Origin of the sequence: Thermomicrobium roseum DSM 5159, assembly GCF_000021685.1 — a bacterium.
In the GTDB taxonomy this organism is placed as follows: domain Bacteria; phylum Chloroflexota; class Chloroflexia; order Thermomicrobiales; family Thermomicrobiaceae; genus Thermomicrobium; species Thermomicrobium roseum.
The window spans coordinates 1,862,027-1,878,199 of the sequence record NC_011959.1 but is presented as its reverse complement, the minus strand read 5'-3'; the positions used below and the strand labels follow the sequence as shown (position 1 = coordinate 1,878,199).

Annotated in this window: 16 protein-coding genes; 12 read left to right on the top strand and 4 right to left on the bottom strand. The window is 65.5% G+C overall.

The window, feature by feature from the left end:
- Positions 1 to 2: 2 nt before the first annotated feature.
- From TRD_RS08715 to TRD_RS08685, 7 genes are all read left to right on the top strand, one after another.
- Positions 3 to 1,190 carry an SIS domain-containing protein gene (locus TRD_RS08715; RefSeq protein ID WP_015922807.1) on the top strand — a complete coding sequence of 396 codons (1,188 nt, stop codon included), beginning with the start codon at positions 3 to 5 and terminating at the stop codon, positions 1,188 to 1,190.
- Positions 1,177 to 1,404, top strand: coding sequence for a glutaredoxin (locus tag TRD_RS08710; protein WP_015922806.1), 228 nt, complete (start codon positions 1,177 to 1,179; stop codon positions 1,402 to 1,404). The genes TRD_RS08715 and TRD_RS08710 overlap by 14 nt, the downstream gene beginning before the upstream one ends.
- On the top strand, positions 1,388 to 3,664 hold the full coding sequence (gene hypF / locus TRD_RS08705) for a carbamoyltransferase HypF (RefSeq protein WP_015922805.1): 2,277 nt from the start codon (positions 1,388 to 1,390) through the stop codon (positions 3,662 to 3,664). The genes TRD_RS08710 and hypF overlap by 17 nt, the downstream gene beginning before the upstream one ends.
- Before the next feature lie 294 nt (positions 3,665 to 3,958).
- Entirely contained in the window at positions 3,959 to 5,680 is a 1,722-nt protein-coding gene (locus TRD_RS08700) for an ABC transporter substrate-binding protein (RefSeq protein WP_041436081.1), read from the top strand.
- Between the two features lie 36 nt (positions 5,681 to 5,716).
- Positions 5,717 to 6,733 (top strand): ABC transporter permease, encoded by a 1,017-nt coding sequence (locus TRD_RS08695; protein WP_015922803.1) that lies wholly within the window; start codon positions 5,717 to 5,719, stop codon positions 6,731 to 6,733.
- Between the two features lie 11 nt (positions 6,734 to 6,744).
- Positions 6,745 to 7,638: an ABC transporter permease gene (locus TRD_RS08690; RefSeq protein WP_015922802.1), complete on the top strand. Its 894-nt coding sequence runs from the start codon at positions 6,745 to 6,747 to the stop codon at positions 7,636 to 7,638.
- A gap of 34 nt (positions 7,639 to 7,672) precedes the next feature.
- On the top strand, positions 7,673 to 7,993 hold the full coding sequence (locus tag TRD_RS08685; protein WP_015922801.1) for a DUF5808 domain-containing protein: 321 nt from the start codon (positions 7,673 to 7,675) through the stop codon (positions 7,991 to 7,993).
- Here TRD_RS08685 and TRD_RS08680 read toward each other — a convergent pair.
- Both TRD_RS08680 and TRD_RS08675 read right to left on the bottom strand, forming a co-directional pair.
- A complete protein-coding gene (locus TRD_RS08680; RefSeq protein WP_015922800.1) occupies positions 7,968 to 9,284 on the bottom strand; it encodes an MFS transporter in 1,317 nt (438 codons plus the stop codon). The two genes, TRD_RS08685 and TRD_RS08680, sit on opposite strands and share 26 nt — an antisense overlap.
- Positions 9,277 to 9,507, bottom strand: coding sequence for a DUF951 domain-containing protein (locus TRD_RS08675; protein ID WP_015922799.1), 231 nt, complete (start codon positions 9,505 to 9,507; stop codon positions 9,277 to 9,279). Before TRD_RS08675 ends, TRD_RS08680 begins: the two co-directional genes overlap by 8 nt.
- Before the next feature lie 77 nt (positions 9,508 to 9,584).
- Here TRD_RS08675 and TRD_RS08670 point away from each other — a divergent pair, with 77 nt between their 5' ends.
- The 3 genes from TRD_RS08670 to TRD_RS08660 are packed head-to-tail and all read left to right on the top strand — an operon-like array spanning position 9,585 to position 12,850.
- Positions 9,585 to 10,229 carry a hypothetical protein gene (locus TRD_RS08670; RefSeq protein ID WP_015922798.1) on the top strand — a complete coding sequence of 215 codons (645 nt, stop codon included), beginning with the start codon at positions 9,585 to 9,587 and terminating at the stop codon, positions 10,227 to 10,229.
- A complete protein-coding gene (locus TRD_RS08665; RefSeq protein WP_015922797.1) occupies positions 10,165 to 11,709 on the top strand; it encodes a hydantoinase/oxoprolinase N-terminal domain-containing protein in 1,545 nt (514 codons plus the stop codon). The genes TRD_RS08670 and TRD_RS08665 overlap by 65 nt, the downstream gene beginning before the upstream one ends.
- Positions 11,710 to 11,713: 4 nt before the next feature.
- Positions 11,714 to 12,850, top strand: a complete 1,137-nt coding sequence (locus TRD_RS08660) for a DUF917 domain-containing protein (RefSeq protein ID WP_015922796.1) — start codon at positions 11,714 to 11,716, stop codon at positions 12,848 to 12,850.
- Here the strand turns inward: TRD_RS08660 and TRD_RS08655 are convergent.
- On the bottom strand, positions 12,834 to 13,088 hold the full coding sequence (locus TRD_RS08655; protein ID WP_015922795.1) for a YggT family protein: 255 nt from the start codon (positions 13,086 to 13,088) through the stop codon (positions 12,834 to 12,836). The genes TRD_RS08660 and TRD_RS08655 overlap by 17 nt on opposite strands.
- 116 nt (positions 13,089 to 13,204) lie before the next feature.
- On the opposite strand from TRD_RS08655, the gene TRD_RS08650 reads away from it, so the two are divergent.
- Together TRD_RS08650 and TRD_RS08645 are read left to right on the top strand one after the other, a co-directional pair.
- Positions 13,205 to 14,206, top strand: a complete 1,002-nt coding sequence (locus TRD_RS08650) for a phosphoglycerate dehydrogenase (protein ID WP_015922794.1) — start codon at positions 13,205 to 13,207, stop codon at positions 14,204 to 14,206.
- 10 nt (positions 14,207 to 14,216) lie between these two features.
- Positions 14,217 to 15,278, top strand: a complete 1,062-nt coding sequence (locus TRD_RS08645; RefSeq protein WP_015922793.1) for a M42 family metallopeptidase — start codon at positions 14,217 to 14,219, stop codon at positions 15,276 to 15,278.
- A 6-nt stretch (positions 15,279 to 15,284) separates the two neighbouring features.
- Here the strand turns inward: TRD_RS08645 and TRD_RS08640 are convergent, their stop codons facing one another.
- The gene (locus tag TRD_RS08640; RefSeq protein WP_015922792.1) at positions 15,285 to 16,172 is read right to left on the bottom strand and encodes a VOC family protein; all 888 of its coding nucleotides are present in this window, start codon (positions 16,170 to 16,172) and stop codon (positions 15,285 to 15,287) included.
- Between the last annotated feature and the right edge of the window lies 1 nt (position 16,173).

The following is a 16,173-nucleotide window of genomic DNA, read 5'->3' as shown; positions in this document are numbered from 1 at the left end:
CGATGGGCCAGCCGCTCTCGAGGTTCGTCCATGACCGGCTGCTCGAGCGGAATACGCTCTCGCGTGCGTTCTTTCCGTGCGAGGCTGAGCGCCTCGCAGCGATTTGCCGCGAGATGGCAGAGCGGTTTCTCGCCGGCGGACGCCTGCTCGCGTTCGGTCGAGGTCCGTATGCAACCGACGCGCAACACGTGTCGGTCGAGTTCATCCACCCAGTCATCGTCGGCAAGCGCGCCTTGCCAGCGCTGGACCTGAGCCTCTCCTTCGCCGAATGGAGTACAGCGATCCTACAACCGCAGGACATCGTCATGGGGTTCGGCTCCCCGGAAGGAGATCCGCTTGTTCAGCGCATTTTGGCCGTTTTGCGTTCCCGCGGCGCACTGACCCTCGCCCTTCCCGGAAAAGGAGAGAGCGCGGACTATGCGGTCGAGACCCCGACCGCTGACCCGTTCATTCACCAGGAACTCCTCGAGGTGCTCTACCACACCCTGTGGGAGACGGTGCACGTCTTCTTCGAGCACCGGCAGCTTGCGGGGTACGAGGTCGGTGAACTGGCGGCGTTTTACCCGTTCCTCGGTGGAACGCCAGTCGACCTGCGAGCGGTCGAGCCGGAGGTCGCAGGCTCGATCATAGCCAAGGCGGAGGAGGTTGAGCGATTGCGCGCGGAACTCGCCAGGGAACAGGCCGGAGTGATCGCCGATACGGCGGTCGCGATCGCCCAACGCCTGGAGCGGGGCGGCAAGCTGATCTGCCTCGGGAATGGTGGCTCGGCGACCGACGCCAATGACCTGGCCGTGGACTGCGTCATGCCGCCGGCAGGATACCACTCTCTCCCGGCCATCTCGCTGGCTCTCGAGCCAGCCAACTTGACAGCGATTGCCAACGATGTGGGCCAGGAGGTGATGTTCCTGCGCCAGCTGATTCCGCATGCGCAGGCTCACGACGTGGTGATCGGCTTCTCGACCAGTGGAGGATCGACGAACGTGATCATGGCGCTGGAGGAGGCCCGGAAGCGAGGTCTCTTGACGGTCGGCTTGCTCGGCTACGACGGCGGCGAGATTCTGCGGCGGCAGCTCGTCGACCACGCGATCGTCGTTCATTGCGACTACATTCCGCGCATCCAGGAAGCCCAGGCCTCGGCGTACCATGTTCTGCGCGAGGCGTTGGAGGTCACGCTCTATGGGACGGCTTGAGCTATACGGAACGCGCTGGTGTCCGTACACTGCCGAATTACGGTCGTCACTGGAGTGGCGAGGAGTCGCGTTCATCGAATACGACGTCGATGCCGACGTCGATGCACGCCAGCGTCTCCTCCAACTCACGGGTGGCAGGCGAACGATCCCGGTCCTGGTCGAGGATGGCCGGGTAGTCTTGATCGGGTGGCAGGGTCGTGGCTGCACGATCTGAAAGATCACGCATCCTGGCCTGGTCCATTCGTGTCACCGGTGTCGTCCAGGGAGTCGGCTTCCGGCCCTTCGTCTATCGCCTGGCGACGAGGCTCGGGTTAGGGGGATGGGTGCTCAATACGGAACAGGGCGTCGAGATCGTAGTCGAGGGACCCGAGCCCGCGCTCGCGACCTTCCTGTCCGAGCTGGAGTCCAACCCACCGCCAGCCGCCCGCATCGCGAGCCTGAGTGTCCAGCAGACTCGGCCGATCGGCTTCGCACAGTTCACGATCCGCGAGAGCGCCCAAGGTGACCGACCGACGACTCGCGTGTCGCCTGACCTAGCGACATGCGACGCGTGCCTGCGCGAGCTGTTCGACCCAGCCGATCGGCGCTTCCACTACCCGTATATCAATTGCACGAACTGCGGGCCCCGCTACAGTATCATCCTCTCCTTACCCTATGACCGGCCACGCACGACCATGAAGGATTGGTCCCTCTGCCCTGATTGTGACCGGGAATACCACGATCCTGGAGATCGGCGCTTCCACGCCCAGCCGATCGCCTGCCCGCTCTGTGGACCGCAGTACCAACTGTGCACAGCAACGGGCCAGCTCGTCGCCCGAGGAGAGGATGCCGTTCGTCTGGCGGCTAGCTGGTTGGTTGCTGGGAAAATTCTCGCTGTGAAAGGGATCGGCGGCTACCACCTAGCGTGTGACGCACGGAATGCCGCTGCGGTCTGGGCGCTCCGCGAGCGGAAGTTCCGCAAGGAGAAACCGTTCGCCTTGATGGTTCGAGATCTCGATACCGCGGCCCAGCTCGTCGAGCTGGACGACGCAGCCAGCGCCCTCCTCGGGAGTCCAGCTCGCCCCATCCTCCTTCTGCCGGCCAGGATCGAGCTGCCAGGTGTTGCGCCCGAGAATCGCGACTTTGGAATCATGCTGCCGTACGCTCCCTTGCACTACTTGCTCTTTGCCTTCGGTGCTCCCGCTGTTCTCGTCATGACCAGCGCGAACCGCTCAGACGAGCCGATCGCCTTCTGCGACGACGACGCGTTCGCTCGTCTGAGCGGTATCGCCGACGCGTTCCTGGTTGGAGAGCGGCCGATCGCCCGAAGGATAGACGACTCGGTTATACGCCACGGTCCGAGCGGATCCATCCTGGTTCGCCGTGCGCGCGGCCTTGCACCAGCCGTCGTCGCCACACTCCCGACCACGCGACCGATCCTCGCTGTCGGTGCAGACCTCAAGAACACGGTAACGCTCGTCGTCGCTGGCCAGGCATTCGTGAGCCAGCACATCGGTGACCTCGAGCATTGGCCGGTCGTCGAGGCATTTTCGACCACCATCCGCGACCTTTGCGCCATGTACGAGGTCAACCTCGATGAGGCGCTGATCGTCCACGATGCGCACCCGGAGTATGTCTCCACTCGACTGGCACAGGAGTTGCCCGGCACGCACGTCGCGGTGCAGCACCACCGCGCCCATATCGCCAGCGTTCTGGCTGAGCATGAATGCTGGGACGATTCCGTAGTCGGCTTCGCCTTCGATGGTACTGGATACGGCGACGACAGCAGTATCTGGGGTGGCGAGGTCTTCGTGGGAAGCCTGGTCGGCGGGCTGCGGCGTGTGGCATCGCTGCGGCCAGTGCTCCTGCCTGGTGGAGATGCAGCCGCACGATGGCCCGTGCAAGCAGCGGCCGGATTCTTGGCCATGCTCCCCGAGCTTCCCGATCTGCACGCCTCCCCCTTCGCGTTCCCGAAGCGGTACGACGAGGCCTGCACAGTACTGCGACGCCGGGTGCGCTGCCACCCCACGACGTCAATGGGGCGACTCTTCGACACGGTTGCCGCTCTCTGTGGCTTCACGCGACCGATCACCTTCGAGGGGCAGGCAGCGATCTGGTTGGAGCATCTGGCCCGCCAGGCGGGTGAGGTCGCCCCGTACCCCTTCCCGTTCGTCAACCACGAACTTGACTTCCGGCCGCTCCTCGCGGCAGTCATTCGCGATCGCCAGCGCGGGCGCGACATCGCTGCCATCGCTCGCGCCTTCCACGAGGCGGTCGCCCACGCGATCTGCTCGGTGGCTGCGTATTGCCGAGAAGCCTACGGGATACGCCACGTCGTCCTCTCAGGAGGAGTTTTCCAAAACATGCTGCTCCTGACGCGCGTGCAGCAGCTTCTCGGCCAGACGACGGTCTGGGTGAACCGGATGGTTCCGCCCAACGACGGCGGGATCAGTCTGGGGCAGGCAGCCCTCGCTGCTGCGCGCGACGCGTCGTAAGGTCTCTCGCTCGCGCTGCGAGCCGGTTGCCGCAAAGCGACCCCGTGCACTGCACAGTCTCGCGCCCGCTCGATGGGCAGGTGGACAGCGAACGAGCCTCAGTGCTCGCTCGGACCGGCTCAACTCCCGCCACATGGCCGAACCGCGTGCTCCTGACCGCGGCGCGCACGCGGGCTGGAGGCCCCAGCAGCATAGCCATGAGTGCAGCGGCGACTCGCTCGCTTGACGCCACTCGTTCTCGAGGATCACACTTCGATGGGTAATCGCAACGAGGCGACGAGGAGGAGACAGACCATGGCCGAACAGCGAGCAGAGAGGTGGCTGAATCGCGCCATGCAGCGGCGCCGTTTTCTCCGGCTCACCGCCCTCGGGGCGGGAATCGCCGGCCTGGGTCTCCTGACGGCCTGCGCACGCCAGGAGGCGACACCGACTCCGGCGCCAGCCGCGACGCCACCCGGACCGGCCCCGGCGCAGACGCCAGCTGCTGCCGCCTCCCCGGCACCAGCCGGCAGCGGCACCTTCGTCATCGCACGTCTCACCGATACGATCACGCTCGACCCCTCGCGCCAGTACGAGCTCACCTCACCGATCGTCATGGGCGCGTGTTACGAGCGCTTGGTCACCATCCAGCCACCGGACATCCGCACTGTCCAGTTCCAGCTGGCCGAGAAGGTCGATATCAGCCAGGACGTCACGACCTATACCTTCACCCTGCGCGCAGGTCCCCGCTTCGCGTCCGGGAATCCCGTGACATCGGCCGACGTCGTCTTCAGCTTCAACCGGTTGCGCGAGCTGAAGGACAACCCCTCCTGGCTGGCTGACATCATCCAGACGATGGAAACGCCCGACGAGCGCACCGTCCGCATCACCTTGACCGAACCCAACGCCGCGTTCTTGGCTATGCTCGTCTCGCCGAACTTCTCCGTCCTCGACTCCCAGGTCGTCAAGCAGCAGGGCGGAACGGACCAGCCGGGAGCGGACAAGACCGACAAGGCCACCGAATGGCTCAACCAGAACTCGGCTGGCTCCGGTCCCTTCGTCCTCAAGGGCTGGGTCAAAGAACAAGAGATCGTCATGGAGCGCAACCCCAACTACTGGGGTTCACCAGCTCCGCTCGAGCGCGTCATCATCCGGCACATACCCGATCCCACCGCCCAGCGACAGTTGCTCGAGCGCGGCGACGTCGACGCTGCCCACAATCTGGACGCTGACCTCATTGCCGAGGTCGAGCGCGCGGGAACTGCCCAGATCGTACGCGGTGACACCCTCGACACCGAATACTTCGCCATGCACACCAGTCCGGCAGTCGGCAAGGAGCTGGCCGATCGGCGCGTGCGGCAAGCGATCGCCTACGCCATCGACTACGACGGGATCATCCAGCAACTCCTGCGCGGTGCAGCGGTCCGCCCGCCCTCGGTGATCCCCAGTGGTCTCCTGGGAGTGGCGGAAGCCGAGGACGCTCGCTATCGGACGGACCCCGAGCGGGCCAAGCAGCTCCTCGCCGAAGCTGGCTTGGCCAACGGCTTCGAGCTCACGCTCACCTTCAGCAGTGGCGGGACCGAGGTCGGTGGCGTGTCCTCCGAAGTCCTCGCTAGCAAGATCGCCGATGACCTGCGCAAGGTCGGGATCCGCGTCACGCTCGACCCCCGTGCACCGGACGTGCGTCTGGCGGATTACCGAGCCGGCAAGCTGCAATGCACGATCTCCGGCTGGACTCCGGACTTCCTCGACCCGCACGGCTGGGCCATCCCCTTCGGTGTCCCGGGCGAGGCCGCAGCCAAGCGCGTGGCTTACGACAATCCGCAAGTCGCGGATCTGTTCCAGCGCGCCGCCAAGACGGCCGACCCGCAAGAACGAGCTCGCCTCTATGCCGAGGGACAGCGGCTCCTCAACCAGGACGCGCCCTTCCTGTGCCTCTACCAACCCAAGGCCCAGATCGCGGTCGGGAAGAACGTGCAGGGATACGTGTTCGATCCGGTCATCGGGGTCGATCTGAGCAAGGTCCGCAAGAGCTAGGATCGGCACCCTTCAGCCGCCCGAGGAGCCTGGACCATGTTCGGCCGTTTCGTCCTGCGGCGCCTGCTCGTCACGATGCCGCTCCTCGTCGGGGTGACTCTGGTCACCTTCGCGGTCTCCCACCTGATCCCCGCCGATCCGCTCATGGCGATCCTGCCGGAGCGCGCCGCCAACGATCCGCAGACGGTGCAGATGTACCGGGAGCGATGGGGGCTCGACCGCTCGCTCCCGGAGCAGTATCTCTTCTACCTGCGCAATCTCCTGCGCGGCGATCTCGGCGAGTCGTACACCTCGCGTCGTCCCGTCATGCAGGACCTGCGCGAGCGCTTTCCCGCGACGGTCGAACTGGCGCTGGCCGCGATGCTCTACGCCGTCACGCTCGGGCTGACCTTGGGGGTGCTCTCGGCTATCTGGTACGAGCGCTGGATCGACCACGTGGCCAGGCTCGTCGCCTTGGTCGGAGTCTCCCTGCCGGTCTTCTGGCTAGGACTCTTGGCTCTGCAACTCTTTTACGCCAATCTTCGCTTGTTACCGGGTCCGGGACGGATCGATCCGCGCCTCACCGCTCCGCCCTTCCGAACCGGCTTCTACACCATCGATAGCCTCTTGGCTGGTGATTGGTCCCTCTTTCTCAACGTGCTCTCCCATCTCGTGCTTCCCGGCATGGTGCTGGGCAGTTATGCGATGGGCATCATCGCGCGGATGACCCGGTCGGCGCTTCTCGATGTGCTCGGTGCTGATTACATCCGCACTGCCCGCGCCAAGGGATTAGCCGAACGGCGGGTCATTCTCGTCCACGCATTGCGTAACGCGCTCATCCCAACCGTCACGGTGATCGGACTGACCTTCGGGAGTTTGCTCGCTGGTGCCGTGCTGACCGAGACCATCTTCGCCTGGCCCGGCATCGGCCGCTACGCGGTCGATGCCGCGATGAAACTCGATCTTCCGGCCGTCCTGGGCGTGACGTTGCTCATCGCCGTGGTCTACGTCGTCGTCAACTTCCTGACCGATGTGCTCTACGGCATGCTCGATCCGCGGATCCGCGTCAGTTGAGGAGCGACCGCATGGTGACGACCGCCCGACCAGCCGAGCGCTTGGGAACGTCCCGCAGCTGGTCGGACCGACCTGGTTTGCGCATCCTCCGGGCGCTGCTGCGGCGCCCTAGTGCCGCGGTGGGGTTGGTGATCTTGCTCTTCTGGATCATCGTCGCATTCACCGTCACGTTCGTGATTCCCTTCGACCCACTGGTGACCGATGTCAGTGCCCGTCTCCAACCACCCAGCGCCGCATACTGGTTCGGCACCGATGACCTCGGACGAGACATCTTCCGGCGAACGCTCTACGGGGCACGGATCTCGCTCCCGGCTGGTTTCCTCACGGTCGCTGGTGCCTTGCTGATCGGCTCGGTCATCGGCGCGGTCGCCGGCTATGCCGGGGGCTGGGTCGACGTCATCCTCATGCGCATTGCAGACATGGTCCTGGCATTCCCTTCCATCGTGCTGGCGATGGCGATCGCCGCAGCGCTCGGACCAGGACTCAAGAACGCGCTCATCGCGATCGTCGTCGTCCTCTGGCCGGAATACGCACGCTTGATGCGCGCGCAGGTGCTCGCCATCAAGACACAGGAGTTCGTCACCGCAGCTGAGTCGCTCGGGGTCAGCCGACTCCGTCTCCTGCTCGTCCACATCTTGCCCAATACCCAAGCACCACTCGTGGTCAAGGCCACGCTCGACGTCGGCGCAGCCATCGTGCTCACCGCAGGGCTCTCCTTCATCGGACTCGGCGCCGTTCCTCCCGCGCCCGAGTGGGGTGCGATGATCCGGGAGGGACAGCGCCGCTTCAGCCAATGGTGGATGGCGACTTTCCCCGGCTTGGCGATCTTCAGCGTCGTCATGGCGCTCAACTTCCTCGGTGATGGCCTGCGCGACGCACTCGATCCGCGGCGGCGCGGCCGGTAAGCTGGTCGAGGGAAAGCGGGAAGGGAGCGAACCGATGCGGAAACGGTGCACACTGCGTGGACTCGCGCGATGGCTCGTTTGGGGGTTGATCGGCGCTGCCGTCTATGACCAGCTGCGCCGCCCACCCCAGGAACGGACCTGGACGGGCCGGATCGGGCCGATCCCCTACGACTTCCGGCCTCCCTCGCTGGAACGGATGCGCGCGAGCTTCTGGAACCCCGAGGACGCGCGCCTATTCACCCCGATGCCCTGGGGCATCGGCTGGACGGTGAACCTCGCTGTCCTGGGCGAGCAGCTTCGTACAGCACTCGAGCGACTGCGAACTCGAGTCAGGCGCGCCGCGTCCCGAGGATGAGCTGCCAGAGTGCAGCGATCATCAGGACCACGCCGGTCCCCAGTAGGATGGCCGTGATCCCGAAGAGATCAGCCAACGCGCCAGCACCGAACACTGGCAAGAAGGCGACGCTGTTCGAAACCGTGAAGAAGACCGCCAAAACACGCCCACGCGCATATTCCGGCGCCTCGGACTGCAGGAGCGCTTGCGCCGGCGCCCGGACCAGCCCATCGGCCAGCCCGAGCAGTGCCGCGAGCACGATGGCAGCGGCGAGCGCCATCGCCTGCTCTGGGAAGAGATCCGGCACGACGGCGAGCGCCGCCAGGAGCAGACCACCGATCAGCAGCGCGAGGTCAGCTGTGCGCTCGGCACTGACCCGGCGTGTCACCACATCGACCACCAGGGTACCAAGGACGACACCGAGGCCAGCCGGTATGACGAGATAGGCGATGTCTTCCTTGGCCAACCCGAGGACGCGGGTCACATACCCCGGCCCGAGCGCCGCGATCACGAGATAGGTCGCGGTGGCGACCGCGAGGTAGGCGATCGCCTTGCGCAGCAGGCGACGCCCCGCCGAAAGGCGCACTCCCTCGACCATGTCACGCCAGACGCCCGCGAGCAGCGCCAGGAAGCCGATCGCACGACTGACCTTGTGACCATGCGTGCGCGGCAGCGCGACGCTGAGGACCGCGCTCAGCACGAAGAACAGAATCGTCGCCGCGAGCACTGCTCGGACGCCGACGAGCTTGATGACCAGCGGGCCAACCACCGCAAATCCAGCGAGTTGGGACACGGTGAAGGTGAGATTGAACAGGGCATTGGCACGCACCAGCTGCCCAGCGGGAACGACACCCGGCAAGAGCGACCAGAGCGCAGGACCGAAAAACTGCCCCACTGTCCCCAAGGCGAAGGCCAGGAGGTAGATCACGGAGAGCGCGGCGAGCGGGCTCCAGCGCGCTTCGACGAAGAGCAGCCCAACCACCGCGAGCGCGCGCAGGAGATTGGTCACGATCAAGAGCGTCCGACGATCGAACCGATCAGCGGCAACGCCGGACAAAGGGCTGACGAGCACCGCCGGTACCGAAAAACTGAGCACTGCCAAGCCAACGGCGGTATTCGCCGGCAGAGCCGAGCCTGCACGCTCGATCACGCCCTGGACGAGCACGAGTAACGCGAAGTTGACCGCGTTCTGGGACGTCTGGGAGAGCGTCTGGACGAGCCAGAGAACGAGGAATGGTCGCTGCCGGAGCAACACTCCCGGCCGGGCCGTCAGCTCTTCCGGTCGTGGTTCGATCGTCTCGATGCTACCCATCAGTCGGCCGGGGCGGGAGCACGAGCGGTGGCTTCTCCGAGCGGGAAACGAACGCCTTGAGTCGTCGCCGGAACTCGTGCCGCGGGAGCATGATGCGCCGACCACACCCGAGGCAGCGGAGACCGATGTCAGCTCCCACCCGGACGACCACCCAATCGGTCGCCCCACACGGGTGCGGTTTCCGCAAGCGAACGACATCGTCGACGCGGATATCGAGCGTCATGCTCGCCTCCCACGAGCGAGTATACCGACTCTCTCGGGTCGGACATCCGGTGCTAGACTGCGGTGGGAGGGAAGCGCGTGTTGATCCGGTTCCTCCTGGCTTTCGGATGGCTCATCGCGGTACCGCTCGCCTGGGCCGCAGCGATCTGGTTGATCGTCGCGCGCAATGTGGGCACGATCTCCGACTTCTGGGCACCCATTCGCCTGCTCACGGCGGCCGCTTTTCTGGCGGCGCCAGCCCTCACCTTCCTGCCGCTCGAACGCGTGACGCGCGTTCCCTTCTTGAGCATCGAGGCGATCGCGGGATGGTCGACGACGCTCTTCGTCTGGACCTTCGTCGATCCGTCTCGACTCCGTAGTCCACTCGCGATCTTGATCCTGCTGCTCCCGCTCCTCGTCGCCGTCTCGACGCTCTTCACCGTGCTGAGTGCCGCGCTCGAACATCGCTGGGCAACGCGGTCCGGAAAAGAGATCGATCCCCTGCGCGCCCGGCGACGCGGCTATGTCCTGGGGCTCTTCGTCGTCGGCTGTCTGCTTTTGCATTCTCTGGAGGCGCTGACGCTCATCAATGCCGGTATGCTCGGCGTGATCGCTCTCCTGGCCGAAGTGATGGCCATGACCTGGTTCGCACCGGTTCGAGAAACGGGGGCACGACACAGTGGCGCGATTGGGCATCGACGTCGGTGGCACGAATACCGACGCGGTCCTTTTGGACCGCAGTGAGGTCCTCGCCTGGGCCAAGGAACCGACGACACCGGACGTGAGCACCGGCATCTTGCGCGTGGTACGCGATGTCCTGGCGCAGGCTCGGATCGCCCCGGACGAGATCCGCGCCGTGATGCTCGGGACAACCCACTTCACCAATGCCGTCGTGCAGCGGCAGGAACTCGCCCGCATCGCCGTGCTCCGCCTCGGTCTTCCAGCGACCGCATCCATCCCACCACTCGAGGATTGGCCCGATGATCTCCGCGATGCCGTCGCGGGATTCATCGCGCTCCTTCCCGGCGGACACCAGTTCGATGGCCGCGAGATCAGTCCGCTGGATCACTCGGCACTGAACCAGGTCTGCGAACGGATCGCCGAACTGGGAATCAGTTCCGCGGCGGTCACCGCCGTCTTCTCGCCAGCAACATCTGCCCACGAGGATGCGGTGGCCGACTTGCTCGCCAGCCGAGTGCCAGGACTCCGCATCACCCGCTCCCGCGAGATCGGGCGCCTCGGACTTCTCGAACGCGAGAATGCCGCTGCCCTCAATGCCTGCCTGGTGCCACTCGCCGAGCGGACGATCCGGGCGTTCCAGGACGCACTCGCCGAACTCGGGCTGACGGCACCGCTCTACCTCAGCCAGAACGATGGCACGCTCATGACAGCCGATTTCGCCACACGCTATCCTGTCCTCACCTTCGCGTCGGGACCGACCAACTCGATGCGCGGCGCGGCTGTCCTCAGCGGTCTGCGCGATGCCATCGTTCTGGACGTCGGCGGGACGACGACCGATGGTGGTGCCCTGGTCAACGGCTTCCCTCGCGAGGCATCATTCGCGGTCACGATCGGTGGCGTCCGCACCAACTTTCGCATGCCGGACGTCGTGTCGATCGGGCTGGGCGGGGGTAGTCTTGTCGCGCCGGACGGGCGGAGCGTCGGTCCGCGCAGCGTCGGCTTCCGGCTGATGCAGGAAGCCCGCATCTTCGGTGGCAACACGCTCACCGCCAGCGATATCGCGGTCGCTGCCGGACGAGCGCGCTTCGGTGATCCGACGCGCGTGGCCGATCTCTCTCCTGTGGTCGTCCAACGAGCTCTCACGATCATCGACCAGCGCCTCGCCGAACTTGTCGATAGCCTCAAGACCTCGGCCGGGCCGGTTCCCGTCATCGTCGTCGGTGGTGGAAGCGTCCTCGTACCGGGCCAACTCGAAGGAGCGAGCGAGGTGATCCGGCCACCCTACGCGGCAGTCGCCAACGCGATCGGGGCAGCGATCGCCCAGGTGAGCGGCGAAGTCGACCGGATCGTCTCGCTGGAGGGGCAGACGCGGGAGAGCGCATTGGCCGCAGCACGAGCGGACGCCTGCCGAGCAGCCATCGCCGCTGGTGCCGATCCAGCTACCGTGAGCGTGGTGGAGGTCGAAGAAGTACCCATTGCGTATCTGCCCTCGAACGCCGTCCGGATCCGCATCAAAGCAGTTGGGGATCTCCGAGGAGGCTGAGGTGATGTGGGAGTTGGACGAGGAGAAGCTGGAGGCCATCACCATCGGGGCAGGCATCTTAGGTACCGGCGGAGGCGGCAATCCCTATTACGGCAAGCTCTATGTCCGGCGCTTGCTGCGGGAAGGACGACGCGTCACCATCGTTTCTCCCGAAGACGTTCCAGACGATGCCTTGGTCGTCTCGGTCGGGGGAATGGGTGCACCGACGATCGGCATCGAGCGGATCCATCGCGGCGACGAACCACTGGCAGCCTTGCGCGCGCTGGAGGCGCACCTCGGCCGGCGCGCGACCCATCTCGTTCCGGGGGAGATCGGGGGAGCGAACGCGCTCCGGCCGATGGCCGTCGCGGCCCTCGCTGATCTGCCAGTGGTGGACGGTGACGGGATGGGACGCGCCTTCCCGGAACTCCAGATGGATACCTTCGCGATTTACGGAGTCCCCGCGACACCGGCGGCCTTGGCCGATATCTTTCACAACCTCGTCGTCTTTCCCTGGCTGCAGGACGCCGTGACGCTGGAACGCTACGCTCGGGCCGTCACCGTTCAGATGGGCGGGGCAGCCGGCTTCGCCTTTCCCGCCATGAGCGGGGCGGACCTGCGCCGGACCGTGATTCCCTACACGGTGACGTTGGCCCTTCGACTCGGGGAGGCAGTGCTCCGAGCCCGCCGCGAGCACCATGACCCGATCGCCGCAGCGCTCGCGGTCACCGGTGGGTGCGTCCTCTTCCGCGGCAAGGTGATCGACGTGGAGCGCCGGTTAGCCGCCGGGTTCGCCCGGGGGGTCGTTCGGCTCGAGGGGCTCGCCGAGGACCGTGGGAGCGAACTCCGCATCGATTTCCAGAACGAGAACTTGATCGCTCGCCGCGACGGTGAAGTCCTCGCGGTCGTCCCGGACCTCATCTGTCTCGTCGATCAGGAGACAGCCGAACCAGTCACGACCGAGGTGGTTCGCTACGGCCTGCGCGTCGTGGTCCTCGGTATCCCAGCACCAACACTGCTGCGGACACCGGAGGCACTCGCGGTGGTCGGGCCACAGGCCTTCGGCTATCGCGACGTCGTGTACCGTCCGTTACCGGGCCTCTACGGGGGAGACCGCATCGCGGCCGAGCGACGCGCTGATGCGCTCAGGAAACCGCGTTGACGAGCATCATGCGCAAGAGATAGATCAGCAACAGGGCGACGAGCGGCGAGAAATCGATGAAGCCGGTGCGGGGCATGACGCGGCGGATCGGTGCGATGATCGGCTCGGTGATCTGGAGCAGGATCTGGGAGATCGGCCAGCGAGCTCCTGGATCGAACCAGGAGAGGATCGCCCGAGCGATGATGGCGAACTGCATGACAGAGAGGAATGTGAGGAGCACGTTCAGAACCAGCGTCACAGTTTGGAATCCTCCAGTTCTCTCAACTTGCTCAAGCGTACTCCCCAGCGAGGCCAGCGTCAAATCGAGTCGTTTCGCGTAGAATAGCGCGGGTGTGCCGACGGAAGTGCTGTCCGATGAGCGGAAGGGAACAGCAGCCGACAATGGGGAAGGATGTTCTGGTTCTGACGTGGAAGTATTTCTCGGCGCGCGAGGAGATCGCGCGTTTTCTCGAAGAGCGCGGTTGCCGTTTCGTCGAGAAGGAGATTCGCTATCCGGTCGACGAGGAGCAGCTGTGCGAGTTGGTCCGTGACGTCGACGGCTTGGTCGTGGGACTCGAGCCGATCACGGCACGCGTCCTCGCCCACGCGAACCGGCTCAAGGTGATCAGCACGAGCGGCGTCGGCTTCGACAACATCGACGTTGCCGAGGCGACCCGGCGCGGCATCGTCGTCGCCAACTGCCACGGTGCCAACGAGCATTCGGTCGCCGAACTCGCCTTCGGGCTCATGCTCGCGCTGGCGCGTGGGATCCATCGCTCGGACCGACTGATGCGCGAGGGTCGCTGGGAGCCCTATTTCGGGGTAGAGTTGTGGGGAAAGACGCTCGGCGTCATCGGTCTGGGTCGGGCTGGCCGCGCGGTCGCACTGCTCGGTCGCGGGTTCGGGATGCGCGTCCTTGCACACGATATCGTTTGGGATACCACGTTCGCCAATGCCCACGAGATCAGCTATGTCCCACTCGAGAAGCTCCTCCGCGAGTCGGACTTCGTCTCGCTCCATGTCCCGCTCACTCCGGATACCCGGTACCTGATCGACGAGCGAGCCCTCTCGCTCATGAAGCCGACCGCCTTCCTCATCAACCTGGCCCGCGGCCCGGTCGTCAAGCAATCGGCACTGGTCGAGGCTCTGCGCCGCGGTCAGATCGCTGGGGCCGGTCTGGACGTCTTCGAGGTCGAGCCGATTCGCGATAATCCGTTCGTCGAGTTCGAGAATGTCGTCATGACGCCGCACCTCGGCGGCTCGACCGAGGAGGCACGCGAGCGGACACTCTATCTCGCTTTGACGAACGTCTGCAACGTGTTGAACGGACGACCACCGCACCATCAGGTCAATACGGACGTTCGTATCGGCAACTGAGGAGGCAGGGATGCTGCGCGACGAGCAGAAATCGTTCTTGCTGCGGTTGCTGGAGGCCCCCAGCCCCTCCGGTTTCGAGGAAGCGGCAGCGCGCATCTGGCGCGAGGAAGCCAGCTGCTTCGCCGATGACGTCTGGGTCGATCACAACGGCAACAGCTACGCCCGCTTGAGGGCGGACACCCCGACCGTCCTCATCGAAGGCCATATCGACGAGATCGGACTCATGGTCACCCACATCGACGACCAGGGATTCCTCTGGTTCCGCGCCATCGGCGGCTGGGATGACCAGATCTTGACCGGGCAACGAGTCCGCATCCTCACCAGACAAGGCCCGATCCTCGGCGTCATCGGGCGCAAACCAGCGCACCTGCTGTCGGAGGAAGAAAAGGGGCGTGCAAGCCGAATCAAGGATCTGTGGATCGATATCGGTGCGCGCGATGGCAACGAGGCACGAGAAGTCGTCCGGGTCGGTGACCCGATCGTCATCGAGCAACCGCCCATCGAATTGCGGAACGGCCGGCTGGTGGCGCGTGGGCTGGACAACCGGATGGGTGCCTTCATCGCGCTGGAGGCGCTGCGGGCGCTCGCCGCTGAGCGCCCGCCCCTGGATGTCGTTGCGCTCGCTGCGACGCAGGAAGAGATCAGCTTCCTCGGTGCGCGGGCAGCCGCCTTTAGGCTGGAACCGATCGTGGCGATCGTCATCGACGTGACGCACGCGACCGATCATCCGGATGCCGACAAGCGGGGCGGCGGCGACGTCCGTATCGGCGGGGGTCCCGTCCTGGACCGCGGCTCGATGGTTCATCCACTCGTCTTCGAGCGCTTGTTGGCGGCAGCCGAAGCGGAAGGGATCACAGTCACGCTCTCCGCTGCTCCGACCCGGACCGGGACCGATGCGGATGCCATCGCGCCGGCGCGGGCCGGTATTCCTTGCGGGCTCGTCTCGGTTCCCAACCGCTACATGCACTCGCCGAACGAGTTAGTGAGCCTGGACGACCTCGACGCCGCGATCCGCCTCATCGCTCGCTTCGTCCGGGACCTCGGATCGAGCCCAGATTTCCGCCGGCAGTGAGCGCACTCAGGCCGGCGTCCAGAGCTCGACTTCCAGATCGTCGTAGTCGCGCGTGCGGGCTCCCTCGCCGAGTGGACCTTGCAAGCCACGCTCGATCGGGCGGTGGGCTCGCTGCAAGCGTTCGAGCACCGTTTCCCAGGCGGCACGCTCCGGCACGACGACCGCGAAGCGAACGAGGCCACGGCATCCTGGCGGTGCGGGATCAGCGCGACGGCTGTGCCAGATGTTGAGGCCAAGATGATGGTGATAGCCGCCGGCAGCGACGAAGAGCGCCCCGGGGTAGGAGCGCTGGGTAACCTCGAACCCGAGCAGCTCGACGTAGAAGCGCTCGGCCAGTTCGAGGCTGGAAACCTGGAGGTGCACATGCCCGATCCGGGCCGTCGCTGGCATGTGTCGCCAGGAATCCGGACTCGCCTCGAGCTCGCGCAGGAGGTCGCGCACGTCCAAGGGCACGGTCGTCATGGCCACGACCTCGCGCGGCGAGCGCGGCCACTGTTCGCGCGGCCGATCAGCATAGATCTCCAGCCCATTCCCTTCAGGATCGGAGAGGTAGAGGGCCTCGCTCACACCATGATCGGACGCGCCAGCCAGTGGCCAGCGATATTCGACGAGATGCCGGAGAATGCGAGCCAACTCCACACGGGCAGGCAAGAGGACCGCTGCGTGGTAGAGACCAGGAGCACGCTCCGGTCGGGGTGGAGCCGCCGGATCCCATTCGAGGAGGAAATGCGGTATCGAGGAATCAGGCGGCAGAACAGCCAACAGGCGATCGCTCAGGGGCTGGACAGCATAGCCGAGCATGCCAGCATAGAAACGACTGACGAGTTCCGCGTCGGCGACACGTAACGTCACCGGTCCGAGCCAGGTGCTCGCTGGCAAAACGAAATCCGACACT

What these genes read in the sequence shown, in the direction of transcription:
- TRD_RS08645 (WP_015922793.1), top strand. Translation starts at nt 14,217, where the DNA reads ATGCTGCGCGACGAGCAGAAATCGTTCTTGCTGCGGTTGCTGGAGGCC.
- TRD_RS08650 (WP_015922794.1), top strand. Translation starts at nt 13,205, where the DNA reads ATGAGCGGAAGGGAACAGCAGCCGACAATGGGGAAGGATGTTCTGGTT.
- TRD_RS08680 (WP_015922800.1), bottom strand. Translation starts at nt 9,284, where the DNA reads ATGGGTAGCATCGAGACGATCGAACCACGACCGGAAGAGCTGACGGCC.
- TRD_RS08715 (WP_015922807.1), top strand. Translation starts at nt 3, where the DNA reads ATGGGCCAGCCGCTCTCGAGGTTCGTCCATGACCGGCTGCTCGAGCGG.
- TRD_RS08685 (WP_015922801.1), top strand. Translation starts at nt 7,673, where the DNA reads ATGCGGAAACGGTGCACACTGCGTGGACTCGCGCGATGGCTCGTTTGG.
- TRD_RS08675 (WP_015922799.1), bottom strand. Translation starts at nt 9,507, where the DNA reads ATGACGCTCGATATCCGCGTCGACGATGTCGTTCGCTTGCGGAAACCG.
- TRD_RS08700 (WP_041436081.1), top strand. Translation starts at nt 3,959, where the DNA reads ATGGCCGAACAGCGAGCAGAGAGGTGGCTGAATCGCGCCATGCAGCGG.
- TRD_RS08690 (WP_015922802.1), top strand. Translation starts at nt 6,745, where the DNA reads ATGGTGACGACCGCCCGACCAGCCGAGCGCTTGGGAACGTCCCGCAGC.
- TRD_RS08695 (WP_015922803.1), top strand. Translation starts at nt 5,717, where the DNA reads ATGTTCGGCCGTTTCGTCCTGCGGCGCCTGCTCGTCACGATGCCGCTC.
- TRD_RS08710 (WP_015922806.1), top strand. Translation starts at nt 1,177, where the DNA reads ATGGGACGGCTTGAGCTATACGGAACGCGCTGGTGTCCGTACACTGCC.
- TRD_RS08660 (WP_015922796.1), top strand. Translation starts at nt 11,714, where the DNA reads ATGTGGGAGTTGGACGAGGAGAAGCTGGAGGCCATCACCATCGGGGCA.